Genomic DNA, 23,182 nt, shown 5'->3' with positions numbered 1-23,182 from the left:
GCGTTGTCCGGTTCAACGAACCAAAACAACCGGGAGTAACCCATGGGTACCACGATCGTCGTGATCGTGCTCCTTCTGATCGTCGTCGGCGGAGGCTTCTACCTGGTCCGCTCCCAGCAGGAGGCCAAGCGCCGCCAGCTCGAGGACGCCAAGTCGGAGGCACGCCGCTGGCTCGAGCGGCTCGGCGGGCAGGTCCTGAACATCACGGGCACCGACACGGCATCGCAGCAGGCGATGGCCGACGCCGGCGAGCGGTACAACGCCGCGGGCTCACAGATGGAGCAGGCCGAGACCGCGGAGCAGGCCCGGCTGGTCAAGGAGACCGCGCTCGAAGGCCTCTACTACGTTCGCGCGGCACGCGAGGCGATGGGCATGGACCCGGGTCCCGCACTGCCGGCGGACGCCGAGCGGGAACGCGCGGGCAAGGTCACCGAGCACCGCTCCGTGGACGTCGAGGGCCAGCACTACGAGGCGTCGCCGGAGCCCGGCCAGAACACGCCGCACTACTACCCCGGTGGACGCGTGGCAGGCAGGCCGGTGCCGCAGGGCTGGTACAGCGAGCCGTGGTGGAAGCCCGCGCTCGTGGCAGGCGCCTGGGGCCTCGGGTCGATGCTGCTGTTCAGCGCGATGTTCTCCGGCATGGCCGGTATCGCGAGCGCCGGAGCCTGGGAATCCGGTTACGACGCGGGCCAGGAGGATGCCGCGGAGTCCGGTGGCGATGGCGGAGATGGCGGCGACGGTGGTGACGGCGGCGACTTCGGCGACGGTGGCGGAGACTTCGGCGGAGGCGACTTCGGCGGTGGAGACTTCGGTGGCGGTGACTTCGGAGGCGACTTCGGTGGCTTCTGAGTAGCCGCACCACCACTGATCACAGGCTGGCAGGCCGGACATCGTTCCGGCCTGCCAGCCTTTTTTTCGGCCCGGTCCAGCCGGGTAGGTGGCGCGCCACGGCCGGTGCGAGTTCGTCGGCGAGAGAGACCACGACAACAGCCCCAGCAGCACCTCGGCCCGCTCCTGTCCCTCCTGCGCCCGGAAGTCCGCCGCGGAGTCCACGACGACGAGTAGCGTGTCGGCCGGTCGGCCCGGGCGGCCGAAACCCGAACCGAGCCCGCCGTCGGTCAGCCGCAACAGGTCATTGAGACATTCGTGGAAAGCGTCGACATTTCCGTCCGTAGTAGTCGGGAAGCTCCAGGGCATTCGCCATCGTCTCGACAGCGGTCCCGACCGTCGCGCACAGACGGCCCTGAATGCGGACGAGGTGAGTCATCCGATCGCGTTCGAGCAGGCTGAAGAACGAGAAGTGCTGGGTCGCGAAGCAGTTCAGCTGACATCGTCCTGATGGCGCCCGCGAGACATCCGAGGCGCACCTTCGCGCGAGCCGGTGGGTCCCGAGCTCACGCGGGCTGGCAGGTCGGACACCAGTACAGGTTGCGGGCAGCCAGTTCCTTGTGCGCCACCGGAGTTCCGCACACCAGACACGGCTGTCCCGTCCTGCGGTAGACGTAGACCTCGCCGCCGTGCCGGTCCTCGCGCGGCGCGCGCCCGGTCACCTCGGGCAGGTGCTCGTCGGCCACCGTGTCGATCCGGCCGCTGCGCACGCCCGCGCGCATGAGCGTCACCAGATCGTCCCAGACGTCCTTCCACAGCACCGAGTCCAGCGACCTGCCCGGCAGCATGGGCGCGATGCCGTGCCGGAACAGCACCTCCGCGCGGTAGACGTTGCCGACCCCGGCGAGCACCGACTGGTCCATCAGGAGGGCGGCGATCGTGGTGCGGGAGCGGGAGATGCGGTCCCAGGCCAGGTCCGGGCGGGCGTCTCTGCGCAGCGGGTCGGGGCCGAGCCGGTCCTTGATGGCCTCGGCCTCCGGCTCGGTGATCAGCTCACAGCGGGTGGGACCGCGCAGGTCCGTCCAATGTGTCCGGCCGACCAGCCGCATGCGCACCTGCCCGACGGGCGGGGTGTCGGGCAGTTTCGCCTCGGCGAACGTCCCGTACAGCCCGAGGTGGACGTGCACCGTCCCCTGTGGACCGTAGTCGTGGAAGAGGTGCTTGCCGTATGCCTCGGCGCCCCGCAGCTCGTGACCGTCGAGCTGGGCCGCCTCGCCGGCGAAGCGGCCCTGGGGGCTGGCCACCCGCACCGGCGCGCCCGCGTAGCGCCTCTGGTGCAGGCGGGCGAGCCGGTGCAGGGTGTGCCCTTCGGGCATGGGTCTCAGGCCTCCGGCAGGGCCGGCGGGGTTCCGGTGCTCTCGAAGCCGGTGATCTGCGAAACGCGCCTGCTGTGGCGGACGTCCAGGTCGGGCGGCGTCGCCAGGAACGCCTCGACGATCTCGGTGGCCGCGGCCTCGGTGTGCATCCGCGCGCCGACGCCGATCAACTGGGCGTGGTTGTGCTCACGGGTGAGCTTGGCGGTCTCGACGCTCCACGCGAGACCGGCCCGCGCGCCGGGCACCTTGTTGGCGGCGATCTGCTCGCCGTTGCCCGAGCCACCGATGACGATGCCGAGGCTGCCCTCGTCGGCGACCACGCGGCGCGCGGTCTCGATGCAGAACGCCGGGTAGTCGTCGGCCGCGTCGTAGACGTGCGGACCGACGTCGGTCACCTCGTGGCCCTGCTGCTGAAGGTGAGCGACCAGGTGGTTCTTGAGCTCGAAGCCGGCATGATCGGATCCCAGATAGACACGCACGGCACGGAGTGTGCCATCCCCGCAGGGCACGGCCGCCCACCACCCGGCAAGCTGACGTCGTGAGCGTCTTCGAGCAGCCGGGCCACGACGTGAGGCTCGAATGGGGGGCCGAGGGCGTCGCCGCCCTCGCACCCGGGTGCGCCGTGCTGGTCGTGGTGGACGTGCTGTCGTTCTCCACCCGGGTCGACCTCGCCCTCGCGCGCGGCGAGCGGATCCGGCCGGTGCGCTGGCTCAGCCCCGAACCCGCCTGCGGCGACGCGATGCCGCTGAGTTCCCCCAACGGCGCCACGCTCTCGATGGCGGCGAGCGACACCGGGCTCGAGGTCCTCGCCGCCTGCCTGCGCAATGCGCGTGCCGTCGCGCGACGCGCAGTGGCGCTGGCGGCCGGAAAGCCGGTGGGGGTGGTGCCGTGCGGTGAGCGGTGGGGCGTCGTGCTGGGCCCCGAGCCGGGCTCCACCGGGCCGCTGCGGCCGTGCGTGGAGGACCACCTCGGCGCGGGGGCGATGGTGGCGGCGCTGCTCGAACTCGGCGCAGGCAGTCCGTCGCCGGAGGCCACGCTCGCGGAACTGACGTGGCGCTCGGCCGGGGCCGAGGTCGCCGCTCTGGTCACGGGGTCGGCGTCGGGCCGTGAACTGGTCGAGCACGGCAGGGCGGAGTTCGTCGCGCACGCGGTCGCCGCGGACGCCTCGACGGTGGCGCCGCGGCTCGTCAACGGGGTGTACGACCGTGGCTGACGGGCGCTGGCGCGAACTCGGCGACGGCGTGTACGTCCGCCGCCACGCCGAGCTGGACCTCTCGACCGGGCTCGTCGTCGGCGACGGGCGCTGTGTGGTGGTGGACACCCGGGGCGACGCGGCCCAGGGCGCGGAACTGGCCGCCGCCGTGCGCGAGCTGACGCCGCTGCCGTGGACCGTCGCGCTCACCCACGCCCACTTCGACCACGCCTTCGGCACCGCGGCGTTCCTGCCGTGCGCGGTGTGGGCACATCCGGGCTGCGCGCGGGCACTGGCCACCGACGGCGAGACCGACCGGGCCACCTGGGCTCGGCACTACCGCCAGGAAGGCAGGCCGCGGGTCGCCGCCGAACTGGAAGCCACCTCGATCGTGACTCCCGACCGGCTCGTCGCGCAGCGGGGCGAACTGGACCTCGGCGGCAGGCGGGTCGTGCTCGAGCACCTCGGGCCCGCGCACACCGACCACGATCTCGTCGTGCACGTGCCCGACGCCGGCGTGCTGTTCGCGGGTGATCTCGTGGAGCACGCGCCCGGCGGCTCGTTCACCGCCGAGTCGTTCGGCCCCGACACCGTGCTGAGCGGCTGGCCCGCCGCGCTCGACAGGCTGCTCGCGCTGGCGCCGCAGGTCGTCGTGCCCGGCCACGGTGAGCCGGTGGAGCCCGCGTTCGTCACCACGGCACGCGAGACCGTGGCCGCGTTCGCGCAGCTGCGGGCGAGGGTCGAGTCGGGCGAGCTGGACGCCGCCGCGGCGAGACACCTCGCGCCGGGCCCTGCGGACGTCACCGACGCCGCGCTCGGTCTCGGCTAGGTCGTGTCTCAGGTAGCGGGTGAGTCTTGGGCGGATAGTTCTTCCGCCAGTTCCATACAGCGCAGGCGGGCTGGGGAGAAGTCGTAGGGCATCTTGCCGGTGGCTTCGAAGACGCTCATGGAGTCAGCCTGCCGCCTGCCAGAGCCGAGGTCGCCCTCGCCGTCATCGGCGGTGGCAGGGTGCACAGTGTCCCAGGCGTCGAAGAGGGCATCGTCTTCTTTACCCAGGCCGGACTCCTCGATGACGGCCTGCAGGGCGCTTTCGAAGGCGTGCCGCTCGACGGCCACTTGAGCCACCCGTGGATCACCGACGGCGACACTGTCATCGAGTGCCTCCTCGGCGTCATCGATGCGGTCGGAATCCGCCCGCAGAGTGGGATGCGTGGCCAGGACGACGAAGCGGGTGGCCTGGACGGCCGCGCCGAGCGGGCCGAAGATCCGCTCGGTGACCAGCAGACTGTCCAGGTCCGCCTGACGCAGCGAGCCCTCGGGCAGGCTCTTGAGGCGTTCGGTGACGACGTCGGAGAGCAGGCCCATCCGGCTGCCTTCGGACCGCATCCGCTGCACGGCGGTCCGTTGCCGCCGCAATTCCGCCTCCTGCTCGGCGAGGGTTTCCTCCACCCGCTCCAGGATGCCCGCGATACCTTCTCCGCTGTCCGCACCGGCGGAAGCCGTGCCGGTGGTGAAGGCGTCACGGATGTCGTCCAGGGCGATCCCGGCATCGGCCATCTTGCGAATCCACAGCAAGCGGATCATGTCCTCGTACCCGTAGCGGCGGCGGTCATCGCCGCCCCGCTCAGGCTCGGGGAGCAGGCCGATCTCGTGGTAATGGCGAATCGCCCGTGGCGTGCTGCCGACGAAGGCCGCCGCGTCACCGATCTTGACCTGTCGGGGCGGGATGAAAGACGAATCCATGAGCAGGGACCCTTCCTCAAGGCATCGGGACGTGAGTCCACCGGACCACATGCCGCTACGGAAGGTGCAACCCCCATACACACCGCGACACGCTCAGCAGAGAGATCCCCTCTGCCCGCATCTTGATCGTCATCGTGCACGGCGCGCACCGAACCTCAAGCACGGGCTAGCCGGACCGATCAGTTTCGCGGCCCGCGCCGGTCTGTCCCCGTATGCAGATCCAACACGTACTCGCCGTCATGTCCGTCTCCAATATCTCCGCCGCCGAGGAGTTCTACACCCGGCTCTTCGGCAGGCCCCGGGACAACAACCCCATGCCGAACCTCGTCGAGTGGCGGCTCAACGACGGCGGCTGGCTACAGGTGCACGAGGACACCGAGCGCGCGGGCGCGACGCAGGTGAACTTCGCCGTCGACGACCTCACCGCCCTCCGCACGGAACTCACGGGCCGTGGCCTGCGCCCCGGGGCGGAGGAACAGGTGAACAAAGGCGTGCGGTTGTCCCTGATCACCGATCCGGACGGCAACCGCATCACCTTCGTCGGCAGCTTCCGGGTCGTCTACTAGTCGAAGTTCAGACCACCCGTGCGCGTGCGCTTGAGCTCGAAGAAGTCCGGATAGCCCGCGAGCAGGCGCGCGCCGTCGAAGACCTTCACCGCGTCCTCGCCCTTCGGGACGGACGAGAGCACCGGGCCGAAGAACGCGACACCGTCGATGTGCAGCGTCGGCGTGCCGACCTCCGTGCCCACCGGGTCCATGCCCTCGTGGTGGCTCTTGCGCAGCGCCTCGTCGTACTCGGTCGAGGTGGCCGCGGCGAGCAGCTCGGGGGGTGCGGACACCTCGGCGAGCGCCTCCTTGAGGACGACGTCGATGTCCTTGTTGTCCTGGTTGTGATGGCGCGTGCCGAACGCCGTGTAGTAGTCGCGCAGCACCTGCTCGCCCTGCTGCTGCGCCAGTGCGACGGCCACGCGAACCGGCCCCCACGCCTTGTCCAGCAGGTCTCGGTAGTCCTGCGGCAGGTCGCGCCCCTCGTTCAGCACGGCAAGGCTCATGACCCGGAAGCGCAGGTCCAGGTCGCGATGCTTTTCGACCTCCAGGATCCACCGGGACGTGATCCACGCGAAGGGGCACACCGGGTCGAAGTAGAAGTCGACGCGCGTCGGGCCTTCTTGCTGCTCTGTGGGCATGAAGTCTCCTGATTCGTTGCACTCGGCACGGGGTAAGCGACTCTCCTACGGCGGCCAACAGCAGGGACGCGCCAGTTGTTCCCGTCTTGTTCCCGTCTTGTTCCCGTCGCCACGGCCGGTGCTCCCATGATTGGATGCGCGGAGTAGACAGAAACCGACAACCGCTACCAGCACAGAGGTGCCAGTGCCCGCCCCAAATCTGACCCGTGACCAAGCCAAACAGCGTGCCGAACTTCTCGAGGTGGACTCCTACGAGATCGAGCTCGACCTCACCGACGGCAACGGCCGCCCCGGCGAGCAGACGTTCGACTCCAGGACGAGGGTGACCTTCTCGGCTGTGCGCCCCGGCGAGTCGTCGTGGGTGGACATCGTGGCGGACGGTGTCCGCTCCGCCACGCTCAACGGCACCGCACTGGATGTCTCGGGCTACGTCGAGGACGACGGTGTGGCCCTGCCGGAACTCGCCGCGACCAACGAGCTCGTGGTCGAGGCCGACTGCCGCTACATGAACACGGGTGAGGGACTGCACCGCTTCGTCGACCCGGTCGACGACGGCGTGTACCTCTACACCCAGTTCGAGACCGCCGACGCCAAGCGCATGTTCGCGTGCTTCGACCAGCCCGACCTCAAGGCGACCTACCGGCTCACGGTGATCGCACCGAAGGACTGGAAGCTCATCTCCAACGCGCTCGTCGAGTCCCGTGCGGACACCGCCGAGGGCGCCGTCCGCACCGTTTTCGCCGTGTCCGAACGGATTTCCACCTACCTGGTGGCCCTGATCGCGGGCCCGTACGCCGAGTGGCGCGACGAGTACTCCGACGCGCACCGGACGATCCCGCTGGGCATCTACTGCCGCTCGTCGCTCGGCGAGTACATGGACGCCGAGCGTCTGTTCACCGAAACCAAGCAGGGTTTCGGTTTCTACCACGAGAACTTCGGCACGCCGTACCCGTTCTCGAAGTACGACCAGCTGTTCGTACCCGAGTTCAACGCGGGCGCGATGGAGAACGCGGGCGCGGTGACGTTCCTGGAGGACTACGTCTTCCGCAGCCGCGTCACCCGCTACTCCTACGAGCGCCGCGCCGAGACGCTGCTGCACGAGATGGCGCACATGTGGTTCGGCGACCTCGTGACCATGCGCTGGTGGGACGACCTGTGGCTGAACGAGTCGTTCGCCACCTGGGCGAGCGTGCTCGCGCAGGCCGAGGCCACCGAGTACACCGGCGCGTGGACCAGCTTCGCCAACATCGAGAAGTCGTGGGCGTACCGGCAGGACCAGCTGCCCTCGACGCACCCGATCGCCGCCGACATCGTGGACCTGCACGCGGTGGAGGTGAACTTCGACGGCATCACCTACGCCAAGGGCGCGAGCGTGCTCAAGCAGCTCGTCGCCTACGTCGGGCTGGACAACTTCCTGGCCGGACTGCGGGTGTACTTCCGCAAGCACGCGTGGGACAACGCCACGCTCGCCGATCTGCTTGGCGCGCTCGAGGAGGCCTCGGGCCGCGACCTGTCGTGGTGGAGCGCGCAATGGCTGGAGACCACGGGACTCAACTCACTGCGGCCGCGGTTCGAGGTGGACGAGCAGGGCCGGTTCACGTCGTTCGCGGTGCTGCAGAGCGGCGCCAAGCCCGGTGCGGGCGAGCTGCGCACCCACCGGGTCGCGGTCGGCGTCTACGACGACGACGGCTCCGGAAAGCTCGTGCGCACCCACCGCGTCGAGCTCGACGTCGACGGCGAGCGCACCGAGGTGCCCGACCTCGTCGGCTCGGCGGCGGGCAAGCTCGTGCTGGTCAACGACGACGACCTGACCTACTGCACGATGCGCCTCGACAGCGACTCGCTCGTCACGCTGATCGACCGCATCGGCGACATCTCCGAGCCGCTGCCGCGCACGCTGTGCTGGTCGGCAGCGTGGGAGATGACGCGCGAGGCCGAGCTGAAGGCGCGCGACTTCGTGACGCTGGTGCAGCGCGGAATCCACGCCGAGACCGAGGTGGGTGTGGTGCAGCGGCTGCTGCTGCAGGCCCAGACCGCGCTGAACTCCTACGCGGAACAGAAGTGGGCCCGTGAGCAGGGCTGGCCCTCGTTCACGGCAAGGCTTCTGGAGCTGGCCACCGCCGCCGAGCCGGGTTCGGACCACCAGCTGGCGTTCGTGAACTCGCTCGCGGGTTCGGTGCTCGACGACCAGACGCTGACGGTGCTCGCGGGCTGGTTCGACGGCTCCGCCCCGCTGCCCGGCCTCACGGTGGACACCGACCTGCGCTGGCGACTGCTGCACGCGCTCGTCGCGCACGGCAGGGCCTCCGACGCCGAGATCGACGCCGAGCAGGCGCGCGACGACACGGCGACCGGTCGCAGGCACGCCGAGCGGTCGCGGGCGCTGCGTCCCGACGCGGAGTCGAAGGCCAAGGCGTGGCAGCGGGCCGTCCACGACGACGAACTGCCGAACGCGGTCAACGAAGCGATCATCACCGGCTTCTCGCACCCGGCCCAGAAGCACCTGCTCGGCGACTACGTCACGAAGTACTTCGACGTGATCGACGAGGTCTGGACGCGACGCTCCAGCGAGCGCGCGCAGCCGACCGTGATGGGTCTGTACCCGTCGTGGGCGGTGGACACCGACGGGGTGGCCGCGGCCGACGCGTGGCTCGGGGGCGAGCACCCGCCTGCGCTGCGCCGCCTGGTGTCCGAGGGCAGGGCGGGCATCGTCCGCGCGCTCGCGGCCCGCGAGTTCGACGAGAGCTGACCCGGAGAGACGACAGGGCCCCCTCGCCGCGGCGAGGGGGCCCTGTGTGTGTCGGACGAGCGTCAGCTCGGGACTGGGCCCGCCGTGTCGGTCAGCATCCGCAGCCCGCTGACGAGGCCGCCGATCAGGTCGCCCTCCTTGAAGGAGGCGACCATGCTCATCACGGCGAGCTTGGCGCCGCGGTCGGGAAGACGGTGCACGGCGTCGCCGCCGGTCACCACCTCGACGACGCGCTCACCGGGCGACACCGCGATCAGGACGGCCTTGTCGCCACGCTCACCGAGCGAGTCGTGCAGCTGCTCGGCGCCCTTGCGGCTCTCGCTGCCGAGCTCACCGAGGTAGATGCTGAACTCGAGGCCGGACTCGCGGCTGGCCAGCGTCAACGCCTCGTCGAGCCGGGCCAGCTGCGCGGTGGTGAATGGGCCGGATGGAGCAGCGGGTTCGTACATCCGCGCGACCGACACGCGGCCGCTGGCGGTAACGACCGAACCAGGCTGCTCGTCGGTGCCTTCGAGCCCGGTCGACGGGTTCTCCATGGTCAGCTCACCAGCTCCCACTGGCACCTCCCCGGGCCTTGGACGGGCTCGCCGTCTCACCAGCTGCGTGCGGCTCACCGGCGCCGGCCGGGTTGGCACTCCACCACGTCGGCGGGAACTCCCACGCCTGCCCCGGGCGGTACCTCGGCCTCCCCGCGAACTTCGAACGCAGAGTGACCAAGGAGAACGCACCGTAGATGGCGAGCGGGATCACCGCGAAGACCAGGGTCGTCTCGAGGATGCTCACGTGCGCAGGGTATCCGACGGCCGCGCCGGACACCGAACGCGCCACGGTGACGAACCTGCCGCCGAGCGCGCGAAGACGCCCGTCCGCCGCTTGCCACGGTATCGATCCCACGTTGGGCTGAAGCGCCGCTCGCGAAAGGTCGCAACTCACCGTACGGGCGGCGGCACCGGGCTTTCGCGTCTTGTTCCGCTACTGAAATGCTCGTACGTTTTTCACCTGTACGGGCCTTGCGTCTCTCTCCCCCAGCCCCCAAGGTCACACGCCGGTCACAGGAGGACTTGCCATGCTCACCGTCCTGACCCCTGCCGAGTCGAACAGCAACACCGTTACGTCGCTTTTGGCGGAGTCCGTCGAGCGCGGCACCCGCGTCACGCGGGGTACACGTGTCACCTGCGGCACCCGGGTGACGGCGGGTACGCGGGTCACGCGGGGTACTCGGGTCACTCGTGGCACGCGCGTCACCGCCGGAACGCGTGTCACCCGGGGAACGCGCGTCACGCGCGGAACGAGGGTCACGGCAGGCACGCGGGTCACCTGCGGCACGCGCGTCACGCGCGGAACCAGGGTCACCTCCGGAACGCGCGTCACGCGCGGGACCCGGGTCACCCGGGGCACGCGCGTCACCGTCTGAGAGCCGACCCGCCGGATCGACCGGCGAACACGACAGACCATCACGTGAGACACCGACCACGGCACGCCCCTGGCCGCGCGACCTACTACGCGGCCGGGGCGCCGAGGTACTGCTGCCAGAGCGGGTCCGCCTCCGTCGAGTGCGCGAGCAGCCGCCAGTGCGGACCGTGCGGCGCTCTCGGCACCACCCGCAGCCGCCAGCCGATCTCCGACAGCATCTTGTCCGCCTTGCGGTGATTGCATTTCGCGCAACAGGCCACACAGTTCTGCCACGAGTGCGCGCCGCCCCTGCTGCGCGGCACCACGTGATCGATGGTCTCCGCGCGACTCCCGCAGTAGGCGCAGCGGAAGCGATCCCGGTGCATCAACCCGGCTCGCGTGAGCGGAACCTGTGCGCGATAAGGTACGCGCACGTAGGTGCTCAGCCTGATCACCGACGGGACTTCCACGGCCATGGTGGCGGCGTGCAACGTCAGCCCCGCGGGATCTTCGTGAACCACTTCGGCCTTGCCGCAGACGAGCAGGACGATCGCGCGGCGCAGTGGTAACGCGGTGAGGGGCTCGAAAGTCGTGTTGAGCAACAGAACGCGGCGCTTTCCCCAACCGGGTGCCGACGAACCTCCGCCTCCCGGATCACGGGACCGCCGCTGACTGTGCGAGCGGGTGATCCGGCCTGCACGCGCCGGCGGCCCGGTCGGCTGGGGCCCACTGGCATGGGGCCCGCCGATCACGGCGCCCAAGGGCGCGCACAGTCTCGCCTCCAGCGCCTGCCCGGCCGGGTGCCGGGTATGGACGCCGTGGGGGCTCGGTTGTCGGTCTGGCACGCGACCACCTCCACCGGTGCTGCCCTAGTCGACCACAGATAGGGCCCAGAACGCACGTGCGTTAGGCAACGTGTCACTTCCCAGTACGGTTGCGGTTGGGTTCTATGTGGCCGAGAAGCTGCATTCGGGGGGCTCTCAGACTGCGAGCGTGTGCGGCGTCACAAACATGAAAGGAGTCTTCCCCGAAGTGGATCAGTTTCTCAGTGACCCGCCGTCCTGCATCAACGAAGCCGGTACGTGGTGCCAGCAGATCTGGCAGATCACCGGCAACGAGTGGCTGGCGGGCTCGGCGAACTGGCTCGTGGCCAAGCCGCTGCACATTCTGTTGATCCTCGTGGTCGCCGTGCTGGCCCGGTACGCGATCCGCAAGGTCATCGACCGCCTCACCCGCGCCCCTGTCGACGAGGCCGAGAACAGCGACAACGGCAAGCTGCCCGCGCTCCTGCGCCCGCTGCGCGAACGTGCGCCCGAGGTGCTCGGGCCGCTGGTGATCGAAAGACGCAGGCAGCGCGCGAAGACCATCGGCTCGGTGCTCAAGTCGCTGACGTCGGTGGTGGTGTTCGGCCTCGCGTTCGTCCTGATCCTCGGTGAGCTCGGCATCAACCTCGCCCCGATACTCGCCTCGGCCGGGATCGTCGGTGTGGCCATCGGTTTCGGTGCGCAGAACCTCGTGCGCGACTTCCTGTCCGGGATCTTCATGATGCTGGAGGACCAGTACGGCGTCGGCGACATCGTGGACGTGGGCGAGGCCGTGGGCACCGTCGAGGCCGTGGGCCTGCGCATCACCACACTGCGCGACCTCAACGGCACCGTCTGGTACGTGCGCAACGGCGAGGTGCTGCGCGTCGGCAACTCCAGCCAGGGCTACGCCGTGGGCGTGGTGGACATCCCGATCAACTACAACACCGACGTCCAGCGCGCCACGACGCTGCTGCACGACGTCGCCGCCGAGGCCGCCGCGCGCCCCTCGATCGCACCCGACGTGCTGGAGCCGCCCGAGGTGCTCGGCGTCGAGAACGTCACGGCCGAGGGCACACAACTGCGGCTGACGGTCAAGGTCAGGCCGGGCCGCCAGTGGGCGGTGCAGCGGGCCCTGCGCGCCGAGATCCTGCCCGCCTTCGAGCGCGCCGGGTTCGAGCCGCCACTGGGCCGGTTCTACGGCAACGGGGTCTCGGGTACCGGAGCCTGAAGCACGTGAGGACGCACGGCAGAATGGAGAGGTGGCTGACGTGAGCGAGCCGGAGACTCCGGACCCCCGGACTTTCTTCGAGGCGGTGGGTGGTGAACCGACGTTCCGCAAGATCGTCGCGCGCTTCTACGCCGAGGTGGCCGAGGACGAGGTGCTGCTGCCCCTCTATCCGGAGAAGGATCTGGGACCCGCCGAGGAGCGGTTGCGACTGTTCCTGATGCAGTACTGGGGCGGTCCGCACACCTATTCCGACCAGCGAGGGCACCCTCGGCTGCGAATGCGGCACGCCCCGTTCAAGATCGGGCCGATCGAGCGGGACGCCTGGCTGCGCGCGATGCGCGTCGCCGTGGACGAGAGCGGCATCGAGGAGCCGTACCGGTCCCAGCTCTGGCAGTACCTGGAGATGGCCGCACAGTCGATGATGAACAGCTGGGTGTGAGCACGGGTGCGAAGAGCCGGCAGAGACCTGGCCCGGCCCTCGGATCCGAGAACCACAGCCTGGTGGCGTGACGCGGTCTGCTACGAGGTCTTCGTGCGCTCGTTCGCCGACTTCGACGGCGACGGCGTCGGCGACCTCGAGGGCATCAGGGGCAGGCTGGGCTATCTCGATCTGCTCGGCGTGAGTGCGGTGCGGCTGACGCCGTTCTACCTCTCCCCCATGGCCGACGACGGCTACGACATCGCCGGTCCCCGCGCGGTGGACCCGGTGCTCGGCAACCTGGACACCGTCGGCTCGCTCGTCGCCGAGGCGCACGCGGCGGGCCTGCGCGTGGTGATCGACCTCGTCGCCAACCACACCAGCGACAAGCACACGTGGTTCGCCGACGCGCTCGCCGCCGCGCCGGGCTCACCGGAGCGCGGGCGCTACCACTTCCTCGACGGCCGCGGCGAGAACGGCGAGCTGCCGCCCAACGACTGGCGCGCCGACGACGGCGGTCCCGCGTGGTCTCGCGCCGCGGACGGGCAGTGGTACCTGCACCTGTTCGGCCCTGGCACGCCGGATCTGAACTGGGCCGACCCCGAGGTGCACGCCGACTTCGAGCGCACCCTGCGGTTCTGGCTCGACCGGGGCGTCGACGGCGTCCACCTCGCCGCCGCCTCCGGCATGGCGAAGACACCGGGCCTGCCCGATGTCGAGTTATCCGGCGCCGATCCGCGCTTCGACGCCGACGGCGTGCACGACATCCACCAGAAGATCCGCAAGGTGCTCGACACGTACCCGCACGCGGTGTACGTGGGCGAGCCGGCCACGACCGACGAGGCGCGCTTCGCCCGCTACGTGCGGCCCGACGAACTGCACCTCGCCGTCGACCCGAGGCTCGCGCACACCCCGTTCGACGCCGACGCGCTGCAGGCCTCGATCGAGCGCGGCCTGGACACCGTGGCTCGCACGGGATCCCCGCCCGCCTGGGCGCTCGCCGGGCACGATCTGCCCCGGCTGGAGACGCGCTACGGCGGCGGCGAGCGCGGCCTGAACCGCGCGCGGGCGATGGCGCTGGTGCTGCTGGGGCTTCCCGGCGCCGTGTCGCTCTACAACGGCGAGGAACTCGGCCTCACCGGAGCACCGACCCGGGCGCCGATCCCGTGGGAGGGCAACACTCCGCCGTACGGCTTCTCCGCGCTGCCGGGCGCGTGGGAGTCGATACCCGCCGCGTGGGCTCCGTTCACAGTGGAGGCGCAGCTGGAGGACGAGGCGTCCACGCTGTCGCTGTACCGGCGCGCGCTGGAGCTACGCCGGGACCATCCGGCGTTCGAGGGCGAGGAGCTGGAGTGGTACGGCGCGCCGCCGGGCTGCTTCGCCTACCGGCGCAGTCCCGGCGGGCTCATCTGCGCGCTGAACACGTCGGCCGCACCCGTGCCGGTGCCACGCGGCGACGTGCTGCTCGCCAGCGCCGCCCTCGTGGAGGGCAGGCTGGCGGCAGACGCCGCCGCGTGGCTGTGGCTTGCGCCGTGACCGCGGATCAGCGGCGGCCGTAGCTCGGCTGGGTCTGGACGTTGAACTCGTCGTAGCGGACCGACTTCGCCGACGCGGTGCGCGGGTCGTTGATGGCCAGCACGTCGAAGCCCTTCTGGATGTCCGACGAGTAGATGTAGCCGTTGTAGTAGTACGCCGACCACGAACCACCCGTGATGAGCTCGGTGTCCGACAGCGGGCCGCGCTCCCAGTAGCCGATCTCCTTGGGCCGCTCCGAGTTGGTGAAGTCCCACACCGAGACGCCACCCTGGTACCAGGCCTGGACCATGATGTCGCGGCCCTTGACCGGGATCAGCGAACCGTTGTGCGCCACACAGTTCTCGTTCTCGGACTGGTGCCTCGGCAGCTTGTAGTAGCTGGCGAACTCCAGTGACCGCTTGTCGCCGCGCCCCTCGACGTCGTAGATGCCGTTGGCGCCGCGGTTGGGCCCGAACTTCTCGTTGCAGGTCGCCATGCCGCCGCCACCGAGCTCGTCGGTGTAGACGACCTTGGTGCCGTCGTTGTTGAACGTGGCGGAGTGCCAGAACGCGAAGTTGACGTTGTCCTGCACGCGGTCGATCACCCGCGGGTTGAGCTTGTCCGACAGGTCGAACAGGACGCCGTCACCCATGCACGCACCCGCGAGGAGGTTCTTCTCCGGGTAGGCGGTGAGGTCGTGGCAGCCGGTGGTCGCCGAGCGGTTGGTGCCGTCGGGGTTCGGCCCTCCGGGGTTGCCGCCGTCGGGGAAGAGCACCGGCTCCGCCACCACGGCCGCCCGCTCGGGGTGCTTGGTGGGCACCTCGACGATCGAGATCTTGTCGTGCGGGGGCTGGCAGTTCGGCAGGTTCGCCGCGGGCGAGTAGGACGACACGTAGAGGTAGACGGACTTGCGCTTCTTGTCCGGCACCATGGTGTGGGTGTGCGAACCGCAGTCGGTGCGCACCGCCGCCACGTACTCGGGCTTGGCCAGGTTGCTGATGTCGAAGACCTTGATGCCCTCCCACGAGTTCGGGTCGGAGGCCACCGAGGCTTCGCTCGTGCAGGTGTCGTTGGTGCGCGCGTAGTCCGTCGACAGGAAGAGCAGGTCACCGGAGACCGACACGTCGTTCTGACCGCCGGGGCAGAGAACCTGGCTGACGACGCGAGGTTTGTGCGGCTTGCGCACGTCGTAGATCGTGAAACCGTCGTAGTTGCCGACGATCGCGTGGTTCTTGGTGAACGCGATGTCGGTGTTGAAGGCGGACTCCGAGGCGAACGGCCCTTCCTTCGGCAGGTTGGTCAGCTGCCGCATGTTGGGGCTGTGGACGATCTCGTCCACACCGGGGCTCGGGGGGCTCGTGTCCTGCGCGGCGGCGGTACTGGTCGCGGTACCGGCCACCAACACGGCGACCGTTGCGACGAGAATCCCGCCCAACCGAAGACGTCTCCGAGGCTTCACTCTTCAGTTCTCCTCTCGACCGGCAAGGTTCGGGCCTCATTCTCGCCGTGGCACCTTCCGGGTGATAGCGACGAATGGATGGATTTTCCCGGCGCAACCGGCATCCATATTGACTTTCGGCCGGTGCACCGGGTTCGCTTGCGCGCATGGGACGGCGGCTGGCGGCGGGTGTGGCCGTCGTGTTCTTCGCACTGGCGGGCTGCACGGCGGAAGAGGCTCCACCGGAGCAGTCGGCGCCGGACGTGATCATGCCGGACAAGCCGGGCGAGCAGGCGAAGGTCGTGCCCGGTGACGAGGCGGCCGAGCACCGGCAGGAGCCGAAGCCCAACGACGCCGACGTGCGCTACATGACGAACATGATCCCGCACCACCAGCAGGCGATCGTCATGACGGACCTGGCCGAGCAGCACGCCACCGGCGAGCAGGTGAAGGCCATCGCGGGCCGGATCGCCGCCTCGCAGGAGGCCGAGATCTCGGTGATGGAGACCTGGCTCGAGGACTTCGACGCCGCGTCCCCGCACGACGGGCACGGTGACCACGGCGAGCACGGTGGTGGCCACGACCACGCGCAGATGCCGGGCATGGCCACCCAGCAGCAGCTCGACGCGCTGGGCGCGGCCAGGGGCGCCGAGTTCGACCGGCAGTTCCTCCAGCTGATGATCACCCACCACGAGGGTGCGCTGACGATGGCCGAGGAGCAGCTCGGCGGCGGCATCGAACCCCGCGCCATCGCGATGGCTCAGGACATCATCACCGGGCAGACCGACGAGATCGAGCACATGCGGGGCATGGGCGACGCCTGAGTCAGCTCAGCCGGCCCCTCCCGGATCCACGTCCATTCCGGGATCGACCTCGCCCTGATCGTCGCCGAACGTCTCGGTCGCGACCCAGCCCGCTGTCGCCGCGAGCCCCACGAACGGCGCCGCGTCGCCCACCGCTCGCGCCGCCCTGCGCGCGCGGCTGAGCTTCTGTTCCTCCGCCGCGTAGGTGGTGGTCGGCTCGGCGCCCGCAGGCCGGTCGACCCGCCACGGGGTCTCCTCCGTACGCACGCTGTCCAGCCACTCGGCCGTCGGGTCCTCGTTCGGACGCTGCTGCTCGGTCATGGTCTCCACCATGTCACCGGCGCCGCACTCGTGCTAGAGCAACAGTGGCAACAGCGCGTGCCTGCGGCGCAGCACGGCGCCGTAGCGGGCGTCGAGGCGCAGCCACGAGTCGGTCGCGGTCACGCGCACCACGTCGTCAGCGACGGAGGTGTCCACGAAGCCCATGCCGGACAGGGCGAACAGGCACCGCATGGGCACCTTGATCTCGAACGACCCGCCGGACACCGTGAGCACCGTCTGGTCCATCAGCGACGCGGGCGGGGTGCCCTGTGGGCCGACGTTCTCGCGCGCGAGTTCCACGCCGCGGTCGGCCAGGTCGGCGACCACCGCGGCGGGCAGGGTGTCCACCTGCTGCCAGCCGCCACCGCCCTGCGCAGGAAGCTCCGAACGCCACAGCAGATCGCGCGGCGGGCCGGGGTCCATCCGCTCCCCCGGCGTCACCGTGAGCGCGGCCAGCAGCTCGCTGCCCGACACCGAGACGTCGGACGGCGTCACCTCGCCCTCGACGGCCCGCGTCACGAGCACGTCGAACGGCGTGGCGGCCCACGCCTCGAGCACTCCGGGTCCCCGGGAGCGCAGCCGGATCACGGCGTTGCCGTCGAGCCGGACCGCCCTGGCGATGAAGGCACCCAGGGTCTCGCGGTCGGCGGGGTCGGGAATGTACAGCTCGGTCACGACTCGGCTCCTGGAATTCGCGAGCTCAGGAACTCACGCTCGGCGTCGGAGAGCCTGCGCGGCCGCGCCGCGGCGAGGTCGTACGGCGCGAGCGTGGTGCGCGCGAGCACCGCCACGGTGTCCTGTTCGGACGGTCCGCTGTGGACTCGGTAGGCGAGGGTGAACGACGCGCGCTTGAGCTCGCTGAGCGTGATGTCCACCCGGACGTCGCTGCCGGTCACCACGATCGGCGACCGGTAGTCCACCGAGAGGCTCACCACGACGATGCCGTTCACGAAGTCGCTGAGCCCCTCATCGGTGGCCTCGGCGAACAGCAACGGCACCCGGGCCTCCTCGAGCAACGTCACCATGTTCGCGTGGTTGACGTGCCCGAAGGCGTCCATGTCCGACCACCGCGGCCGGACCAGTGTCACGTACTCGCCCATCAGCGCACCGTACTGCGGATCTGCCGCGCGGCCACCGACAGTGTGGCCAGATCGAGCCTGCCGGACTGCTTGATCTCGTCGAGGGTCACGCGCGCCCTGGCCAGCCGCGAGGCGTTGACCTGCTCCCACTTCTCGATCTTGTCCGCCACGGAGTCCTCCGCGTCGCTGTGCTGCAGCGCGTCCAGGGTGATCGAGCGCATCGACAGGTACAGGTCGTCGCGCAGCGCGAGCCTGGCCAGCGCGTGCCAGCGGTTGCCGCGCTCCAGCGCGTTGACCGAGGTCAGCATGCGCTCGAGCCCCAGGTGGTTGGACAGCGCGTAGTACAGCTCCGCGGTCTCGACCGGGCTGCGCTCGGTGTCCAGCCCGACCTCGCGCTCGGCCAGCTCGGCGACCTCGGTGATGTCGAGCAGGCTGTAGCTGTAGAGCAGCAGCGACACCCGCGTCGCCAGCTCGCGCGGCACGCCCTCGGCCACCAGCTCGTCGGCCCGAGCCCGCGCCGCCTCCACCTCGTGCCCGCAGAGCAGCTGGTCGAGCATGGGCATCAGCTGCGCCACCGAGGGACCGAAGCGGGAGGTCTCCGCCCCGACCGCGAGGGGCTGCGGCCGGTTGGTCAGGAACCAGCGCGCCGCGCGGTCGAGCAACCTGCGCGTCTCCAGCACCATGCTGTCGGCGACGTCGGTCGGCACGACGTTGTCGAGCTCGGCGATGCCGTCCCAGAGCGCGGGCAGCCCGAAGACAGCGGTGACCACGGCGTAGGCGCGCACCGCGTCGGTGGCGGTGGCGTTGAGCTCCTCGGCCAGCCGGAACGCGTACGAGATACCCGCACCGTCGACCACCTCGTTGACCAGCAGGGTCGTGGTGATCTGCCGGTGCAGCGGGTGCGCGCCGATCGCGCCGCCGAAGCCTTCCCGCAGTGGCGCCGGGAAGTACTCAGGCAACCGGCGAGAGAAGACCTCGGCATCGGGCAGCTCGCTGTCGAGCAGCTCGTCCTTGAGGTCCAGCTTCACGTGCGCGAGCAGTGTCGCCAGCTCCGGCGAGGTCAGGCCGAGGCCGGACTTCTCCAGTGCCGCGAACTCGCCGTCGGCGGGCAGCGCCTCCAGTTCGCGGTCGAGTGCGCCCTTCTCCTCCAGTGCGCTGACGAGCCTGCGGTGCACCGAGAGCATCGCCACGTCGTGCGCCCTGCTGACGCCCAGCACCGCGTTCTGCCGGTAGTTGTCGGCGAGCACCAGCTCACCGACCTCGTCGGTCATCTCCAGGAGCAGTTCGTTGCGCTGTTCCTGGCCGAGCTCGCCCGCCGACACCAGCTGGTCGAGCAGGATCTTGATGTTGACCTCGTGGTCGGAGCAGTCGACCCCGGCGGAGTTGTCGAGCGCGTCAGTGTTGACCTTGCCACCGTGGCGGGCGAACTCGATGCGCCCGCGCTGGGTCAGACCGAGGTTGCCGCCCTCGCCGACCACCTTCACGCGGAGCTGGCTGCCGTTGACGCGCACCGAGTCGTTGGCCTTGTCACCCGCGTCGGAGTGCCGCTCGTCCTCCGCCTTGACGTAGGTGCCGATGCCGCCGTTCCACAGCAGATCGACCGGAGCGAGCAGGATCGCGTTCACCAGCTCGGCGGGCGAGAGCTTGCGCACGTCGTCGGCCAGCCCCAGCGCTTCGCGCACCTGCGGACTGATCGGGATCGTCTTGGCACTGCGCGGGAAGATGCCGCCGCCCTCGCTGATCAGCGAGCGATCGTAGTCGTCCCACGACGAGCGCGGCAGCTCGAACAGCCGCGTGCGCTCCGCGAACGACGACGCGGCGTCGGGGTTCGGGTCGAGGAAGATGTGCAGGTGGTTGAACGCCGCGACCAGCCGGATGTGCTCGGAGAGCAGCATTCCGTTGCCGAACACGTCGCCGGCCATGTCACCGACGCCGACGACTGTGAAGTCCTCGGACTGGGTGTCGACGCCCACTTCCCGGAAGTGGCGCTTGACGCTCTCCCACGCGCCCTTGGCGGTGATGCCCATCGCCTTGTGGTCGTAGCCCATCGAGCCACCGGAGGCGAACGCGTCGCCGAGCCAGAACCCGTAGCTCGCGGCGACCTCGTTGGCGAGGTCCGAGAACGTCGCCGTGCCCTTGTCGGCCGCCACCACCAGGTAGTTGTCGTCGCCGTCGTAGCGGAGCACGCCGGGCGCGGGCACCGTGCCGCCCTCGACCAGGTTGTCGGTGAGATCGAGCAGGCCGGAGATGAACATCCGGTAGCACGCCACGCCCTCGGACATGTGGGCCTCGCGGTCGAGGCCGGGATCGCCGGTGGGTGTCGGCGGGCGCTTCACGACGAACCCGCCCTTCGCGCCGACCGGCACGATCACGGCGTTCTTCACCGCCTGCGCCTTGACCAGGCCCAGTACCTCGGTGCGGAAGTCCTCCCGGCGGTCCGACCAGCGCAGACCGCCTCGCGCGACCGAGCCGAAGCGCAGGTGCACACCCTCGACCCTCGGCGAGTACACGAAGATCTCGAACGCGGGCCGCGGCTCCGGCAGATCCGGAACCTGCTGCGGGTCCAACTTGAACGCCAGGTACGGACGGGTGGCGCCGTCGGCGTCGGTGACCCAGTAGTTGGTGCGCAGGGTCGCGACGATCACGGCCGACAGCCTGCGCAGGATGCGGTCCTCGTCGAGGCTCACGACCTCGTCGATGCTCGCGTTGATGTCGTCGAGCTGCGCCTGCACCTGCTCGTCGCGGTCGCCCTGGTCCACCGGGCCGAAGCGCGTCTCGAACAGCGTGACCAGCGCCGTGGCGATCCGGGTGTGCCCGAGCACCGTGCTCTCGATGTACTCCTGCGAGTACGGGCTGCCCGCCTGGCGCAGGTACCGGGCGTAGGCCCGCAGCACCGACGCCTGCCGCCACGTCAGTCCGGCCCGCAGCACGAGCCCGTTGAAGCCGTCCACCTCGCAGTCGCCGCGCCACGACGCCGCGAAGGCCTCCTGGAAGCGCACCTGCAGGTCGTGCTCGGCGCCCTTGCCGATCGACTCCAGCACCCTCGGCTCGATGCGCAGGCCGAAGTCGTTGATCCACGAGAGCGTGCCGTCCTCGCGGATGAGCTCGTACGGCCGCTCGTCCACCACCTCGACGCCCATGCGCTGCATCAACGGCAGCACCTTCGACAGCGTCACGCCCTCGCCGACCAGGTAGAGCTTGAACCGCCGCTCGCCAGGGCCCGCGTCCTCGGGCAGGTAGAACGACATGCGGACGTCACCGGGGCCGTCGATGGACTCCAGCGCGCGCAGGTCGGCCAGCGCCACCTCGGCGGAGAAGTCCTCTTTGTACGCCTCGGGGAACATCGCGGCGAAGCGCTGGCCCTGCTCGCTCGCCGACTCCTCGCCCGCGAACGTCACGGCCTTGCCGTCGCCAGCCCGCACGCGGCGTTCGGCCAGGATCGCCTCGACCATCAGGTCGTCCCAGCCGCGCACCGCCTCGTTGAGCCGCTCCTGGATGCGCAGCGTGTCGGGCTCGGACGTCTTCGCCGGATCCGTGTGGACGGTGAAGTGCACCTGCGCGAGCAACGTCTCCCCGAGCCGGGTGCCGTACTCGAGCGACGTGCCCTCGAGCTCCTCGAGCAGCACCTCCTGCATCGCCAGCCGCGAGCGCGTGGTGTAGCGGTCGCGCGGCAGGAACACCAGGCACGAGAAGAAACGGCCGTACGGGTCGCGGCGCAGGAACAACCGCAGCCTGCGCCGGTCGGACAGCGTGATCGCGCCCGTGGCGGTGGAGTAGAGCGACTCCGCGTCGGCGGAGAAGAGGTCGGCCCTCGGCCAGTTCTGCAGCACCTCGAGCATCCGCTGGCCCGAGTAGGACTCCATCGGGAAGCCCGCGCGGTGGATGACCTCGCGCACCTGCCGCTCGATGACGGGGATGTCGAGCACGTCCTCGTGCAGCGCCGACGTGGTGAACATGCCGAGGAACCGGTGTTCGCCACTGACGTTGCCGCGCTCGTCGAACGTCTTCACGCCGATGTAGAAGGGGTACACCGGACGGTGCACTGTGGACGGTGCGCTGGCCTGGGTGAGCACGAGCAGCGTGGGCTCCAGCGCCCTGACCACCGAGTCGGGCCCCGCCGTGAGCCCCCTGGCCGCGAGGCTGTCCTGACGCAGCACACCCAGCCCGGAGGCCAGCGGCGCACGGAGAGCGGGCTCGCCGGTGTCGGGCTCCTCGACGACCTCGTAGTGCCGGTAACCGAGGAAGGTGAAGTGGCCGGCGGCGAGCCAGCGCAGCAACGCCGCGCCGTCACGGACCTCGTCATCCGGCAGCGGCGGCGGGTTGCTGTCGAGGTCCTTGGCGATGCCGTACGCGGCCTCGACCATTTTGCGGGTGTCCTCGACCACCTCGCGCACGTCACCGAGCACGGCCGTGAGCCGGTTGTCGATCTCGCGCGCCCGGTTCGGGTCGCCGATCGGGTCGATCTCGAGGTACATCCAGGACTCGGCCGCGGCGCCCTCCGGCGGCTCGGCGGCGTCGGCGTCGGGGAACACCTCGCGCAGCTCACCGGTCAGATCCCTGCTGACCACGACGATCGGGTGCACGATGCGCTGCACCTGCACCCCGCTGCGGGACAGCTCGGCGGCAACGGAGTCGACCAGGAACGGCATGTCGTCGGTCACCAGCTGCACGACCGTCGCCTCGCGCGCCCAGCCGTCCTCGGCGACGGTGGGGTTCAGCAACCGCACCGCGGGCCTGCCCGGCACGCGCTGCTGAGCGAGTTGCAGGTGCGAACGCACGGCACCGACCAGGTCGACGGGATCGTCGCCGATGATCTCCTCTGCCGGGATGAGCCGGTAGTACAGGCGGATCAGCTCGGCGATGTCCGGCGCCTGCCTGGCGGCGGTGTCGACCAGCTCGTCACGGATCTGTTCCGGGCTCCGCGACCTGCGCGTGGCAAGGCTGGTCTCAGGCCCGCCGACGGGCCGGTTCGAAACACCGGTCGAGCTCATGTCAGGCAACGCAACTCTCCACTCCTGGCCTTGACACCACGATGTGCCGATCCAGGTTTTACCTTACTGTGACTGGGCAATCGAGCACTTTCGGCTCCGGCCACGGGGAGTCACAGC

At 70.0% G+C, this 23,182-nt stretch carries 21 protein-coding genes; 9 read left to right on the top strand and 12 right to left on the bottom strand.

Going from position 1 to position 23,182, the window contains the following annotated elements; genetic code table 11:
- Positions 1 to 42: 42 nt before the first annotated feature.
- Entirely contained in the window at positions 43 to 849 is an 807-nt protein-coding gene (locus tag JHE00_RS18775; RefSeq protein WP_200319764.1) for a hypothetical protein, read from the top strand.
- Between the two features lie 545 nt (positions 850 to 1,394).
- Here JHE00_RS18775 and JHE00_RS18765 read toward each other — a convergent pair.
- Entirely contained in the window at positions 1,395 to 2,204 is an 810-nt protein-coding gene (locus JHE00_RS18765) for an Fpg/Nei family DNA glycosylase (RefSeq protein ID WP_200319762.1), read from the bottom strand.
- Between the two features lie 5 nt (positions 2,205 to 2,209).
- Positions 2,210 to 2,683, bottom strand: a complete 474-nt coding sequence (locus JHE00_RS18760) for a ribose-5-phosphate isomerase (RefSeq protein ID WP_200319760.1) — start codon at positions 2,681 to 2,683, stop codon at positions 2,210 to 2,212.
- Positions 2,684 to 2,742: 59 nt separating this feature from the next.
- Here JHE00_RS18760 and JHE00_RS18755 point away from each other — a divergent pair, with 59 nt between their 5' ends.
- Complete coding sequence (locus JHE00_RS18755; protein WP_200319757.1) at positions 2,743 to 3,417, top strand: 2-phosphosulfolactate phosphatase; 675 nt, start codon at positions 2,743 to 2,745, stop codon at positions 3,415 to 3,417.
- Entirely contained in the window at positions 3,410 to 4,225 is an 816-nt protein-coding gene (locus JHE00_RS18750; protein ID WP_200319755.1) for an MBL fold metallo-hydrolase, read from the top strand. The genes JHE00_RS18755 and JHE00_RS18750 overlap by 8 nt, the downstream gene beginning before the upstream one ends.
- Before the next feature lie 8 nt (positions 4,226 to 4,233).
- On the opposite strand, the gene JHE00_RS18745 is transcribed toward JHE00_RS18750, so the two are convergent.
- Positions 4,234 to 5,139 carry a MerR family transcriptional regulator gene (locus tag JHE00_RS18745; RefSeq protein ID WP_200319753.1) on the bottom strand — a complete coding sequence of 302 codons (906 nt, stop codon included), beginning with the start codon at positions 5,137 to 5,139 and terminating at the stop codon, positions 4,234 to 4,236.
- 239 nt (positions 5,140 to 5,378) lie between these two features.
- Between JHE00_RS18745 and JHE00_RS18740 the strand changes: the two genes are divergently transcribed.
- Positions 5,379 to 5,705 (top strand): VOC family protein, encoded by a 327-nt coding sequence (locus JHE00_RS18740; protein ID WP_230424541.1) that lies wholly within the window; start codon positions 5,379 to 5,381, stop codon positions 5,703 to 5,705.
- Here JHE00_RS18740 and JHE00_RS18735 read toward each other — a convergent pair.
- Complete coding sequence (locus JHE00_RS18735) at positions 5,702 to 6,325, bottom strand: mycothiol-dependent nitroreductase Rv2466c family protein (RefSeq protein WP_200319749.1); 624 nt, start codon at positions 6,323 to 6,325, stop codon at positions 5,702 to 5,704. The genes JHE00_RS18740 and JHE00_RS18735 overlap by 4 nt on opposite strands.
- A gap of 184 nt (positions 6,326 to 6,509) precedes the next feature.
- Between JHE00_RS18735 and pepN the strand changes: the two genes are divergently transcribed.
- Positions 6,510 to 9,074, top strand: coding sequence for an aminopeptidase N (pepN, locus tag JHE00_RS18730; protein ID WP_200319747.1), 2,565 nt, complete (start codon positions 6,510 to 6,512; stop codon positions 9,072 to 9,074).
- A gap of 62 nt (positions 9,075 to 9,136) precedes the next feature.
- On the opposite strand, the gene JHE00_RS18725 is transcribed toward pepN, so the two are convergent.
- The 3 genes from JHE00_RS18725 to JHE00_RS18715 form a co-directional block, all read right to left on the bottom strand.
- Entirely contained in the window at positions 9,137 to 9,631 is a 495-nt protein-coding gene (locus JHE00_RS18725) for a DUF5130 family protein (RefSeq protein ID WP_200319745.1), read from the bottom strand.
- The gene (gene ctaJ / locus JHE00_RS18720; protein ID WP_200319743.1) at positions 9,618 to 9,857 is read right to left on the bottom strand and encodes an aa3-type cytochrome oxidase subunit CtaJ; all 240 of its coding nucleotides are present in this window, start codon (positions 9,855 to 9,857) and stop codon (positions 9,618 to 9,620) included. The genes JHE00_RS18725 and ctaJ overlap by 14 nt, the downstream gene beginning before the upstream one ends.
- Positions 9,858 to 10,573: 716 nt before the next feature.
- Positions 10,574 to 11,071, bottom strand: coding sequence for an HNH endonuclease (locus JHE00_RS18715; protein WP_200320409.1), 498 nt, complete (start codon positions 11,069 to 11,071; stop codon positions 10,574 to 10,576).
- A gap of 427 nt (positions 11,072 to 11,498) precedes the next feature.
- Between JHE00_RS18715 and JHE00_RS18710 the strand changes: the two genes are divergently transcribed.
- The 3 genes from JHE00_RS18710 to JHE00_RS18700 are packed head-to-tail and all read left to right on the top strand — an operon-like array spanning position 11,499 to position 14,454.
- A complete protein-coding gene (locus JHE00_RS18710) occupies positions 11,499 to 12,500 on the top strand; it encodes a mechanosensitive ion channel family protein (RefSeq protein ID WP_200319741.1) in 1,002 nt (333 codons plus the stop codon).
- A gap of 40 nt (positions 12,501 to 12,540) precedes the next feature.
- Positions 12,541 to 12,939, top strand: a complete 399-nt coding sequence (locus tag JHE00_RS18705; protein WP_200319738.1) for a globin — start codon at positions 12,541 to 12,543, stop codon at positions 12,937 to 12,939.
- Positions 12,940 to 12,945: 6 nt separating this feature from the next.
- Positions 12,946 to 14,454, top strand: a complete 1,509-nt coding sequence (locus JHE00_RS18700) for an alpha-amylase family glycosyl hydrolase (protein WP_307832005.1) — start codon at positions 12,946 to 12,948, stop codon at positions 14,452 to 14,454.
- A 7-nt stretch (positions 14,455 to 14,461) separates the two neighbouring features.
- Here JHE00_RS18700 and JHE00_RS18695 read toward each other — a convergent pair whose 3' ends face one another.
- Complete coding sequence (locus JHE00_RS18695) at positions 14,462 to 15,892, bottom strand: LVIVD repeat-containing protein (protein WP_200319736.1); 1,431 nt, start codon at positions 15,890 to 15,892, stop codon at positions 14,462 to 14,464.
- 146 nt (positions 15,893 to 16,038) lie between these two features.
- On the opposite strand from JHE00_RS18695, the gene JHE00_RS18690 reads away from it, so the two are divergent.
- Positions 16,039 to 16,695: a DUF305 domain-containing protein gene (locus JHE00_RS18690; RefSeq protein ID WP_200319734.1), complete on the top strand. Its 657-nt coding sequence runs from the start codon at positions 16,039 to 16,041 to the stop codon at positions 16,693 to 16,695.
- A gap of 6 nt (positions 16,696 to 16,701) precedes the next feature.
- Here the strand turns inward: JHE00_RS18690 and JHE00_RS18685 are convergent, their stop codons facing one another.
- Genes JHE00_RS18685 through JHE00_RS18670 form a run of 4 tightly spaced genes read right to left on the bottom strand, consistent with a single transcriptional unit; the run spans position 16,702 to position 23,065 of the window.
- Positions 16,702 to 16,995: a hypothetical protein gene (locus JHE00_RS18685; RefSeq protein ID WP_200319732.1), complete on the bottom strand. Its 294-nt coding sequence runs from the start codon at positions 16,993 to 16,995 to the stop codon at positions 16,702 to 16,704.
- A 33-nt stretch (positions 16,996 to 17,028) separates the two neighbouring features.
- Positions 17,029 to 17,670, bottom strand: a complete 642-nt coding sequence (locus JHE00_RS18680; RefSeq protein ID WP_200319730.1) for a DUF8010 domain-containing protein — start codon at positions 17,668 to 17,670, stop codon at positions 17,029 to 17,031.
- Positions 17,667 to 18,095, bottom strand: coding sequence for an acyl-CoA thioesterase (locus JHE00_RS18675; protein ID WP_200319728.1), 429 nt, complete (start codon positions 18,093 to 18,095; stop codon positions 17,667 to 17,669). Before JHE00_RS18675 ends, JHE00_RS18680 begins: the two co-directional genes overlap by 4 nt.
- Entirely contained in the window at positions 18,095 to 23,065 is a 4,971-nt protein-coding gene (locus tag JHE00_RS18670) for an NAD-glutamate dehydrogenase (protein WP_200319726.1), read from the bottom strand. The genes JHE00_RS18675 and JHE00_RS18670 overlap by 1 nt, the downstream gene beginning before the upstream one ends.
- Between the last annotated feature and the right edge of the window lie 117 nt (positions 23,066 to 23,182).

Origin of the sequence: Prauserella cavernicola, assembly GCF_016595675.1 — a bacterium.
In the GTDB taxonomy this organism is placed as follows: domain Bacteria; phylum Actinomycetota; class Actinomycetes; order Mycobacteriales; family Pseudonocardiaceae; genus Prauserella_A; species Prauserella_A cavernicola.
Note: the sequence above shows the minus strand (reverse complement) of the source record. Positions and strands in the feature narration are given on the sequence as shown.

Excerpts from the sequence above, each read along its gene's own strand:
- JHE00_RS18775 (WP_200319764.1), top strand. The coding sequence starts at position 43 with ATGGGTACCACGATCGTCGTGATCGTGCTCCTTCTGATCGTCGTCGGC.
- JHE00_RS18765 (WP_200319762.1), bottom strand. The coding sequence starts at position 2,204 with ATGCCCGAAGGGCACACCCTGCACCGGCTCGCCCGCCTGCACCAGAGG.
- JHE00_RS18745 (WP_200319753.1), bottom strand. The coding sequence starts at position 5,139 with ATGGATTCGTCTTTCATCCCGCCCCGACAGGTCAAGATCGGTGACGCG.
- JHE00_RS18740 (WP_230424541.1), top strand. The coding sequence starts at position 5,379 with ATGTCCGTCTCCAATATCTCCGCCGCCGAGGAGTTCTACACCCGGCTC.
- JHE00_RS18735 (WP_200319749.1), bottom strand. The coding sequence starts at position 6,325 with ATGCCCACAGAGCAGCAAGAAGGCCCGACGCGCGTCGACTTCTACTTC.
- JHE00_RS18690 (WP_200319734.1), top strand. The coding sequence starts at position 16,039 with ATGGGACGGCGGCTGGCGGCGGGTGTGGCCGTCGTGTTCTTCGCACTG.
- JHE00_RS18685 (WP_200319732.1), bottom strand. The coding sequence starts at position 16,995 with ATGACCGAGCAGCAGCGTCCGAACGAGGACCCGACGGCCGAGTGGCTG.
- JHE00_RS18675 (WP_200319728.1), bottom strand. The coding sequence starts at position 18,095 with ATGGGCGAGTACGTGACACTGGTCCGGCCGCGGTGGTCGGACATGGAC.
- JHE00_RS18670 (WP_200319726.1), bottom strand. The coding sequence starts at position 23,065 with ATGAGCTCGACCGGTGTTTCGAACCGGCCCGTCGGCGGGCCTGAGACC.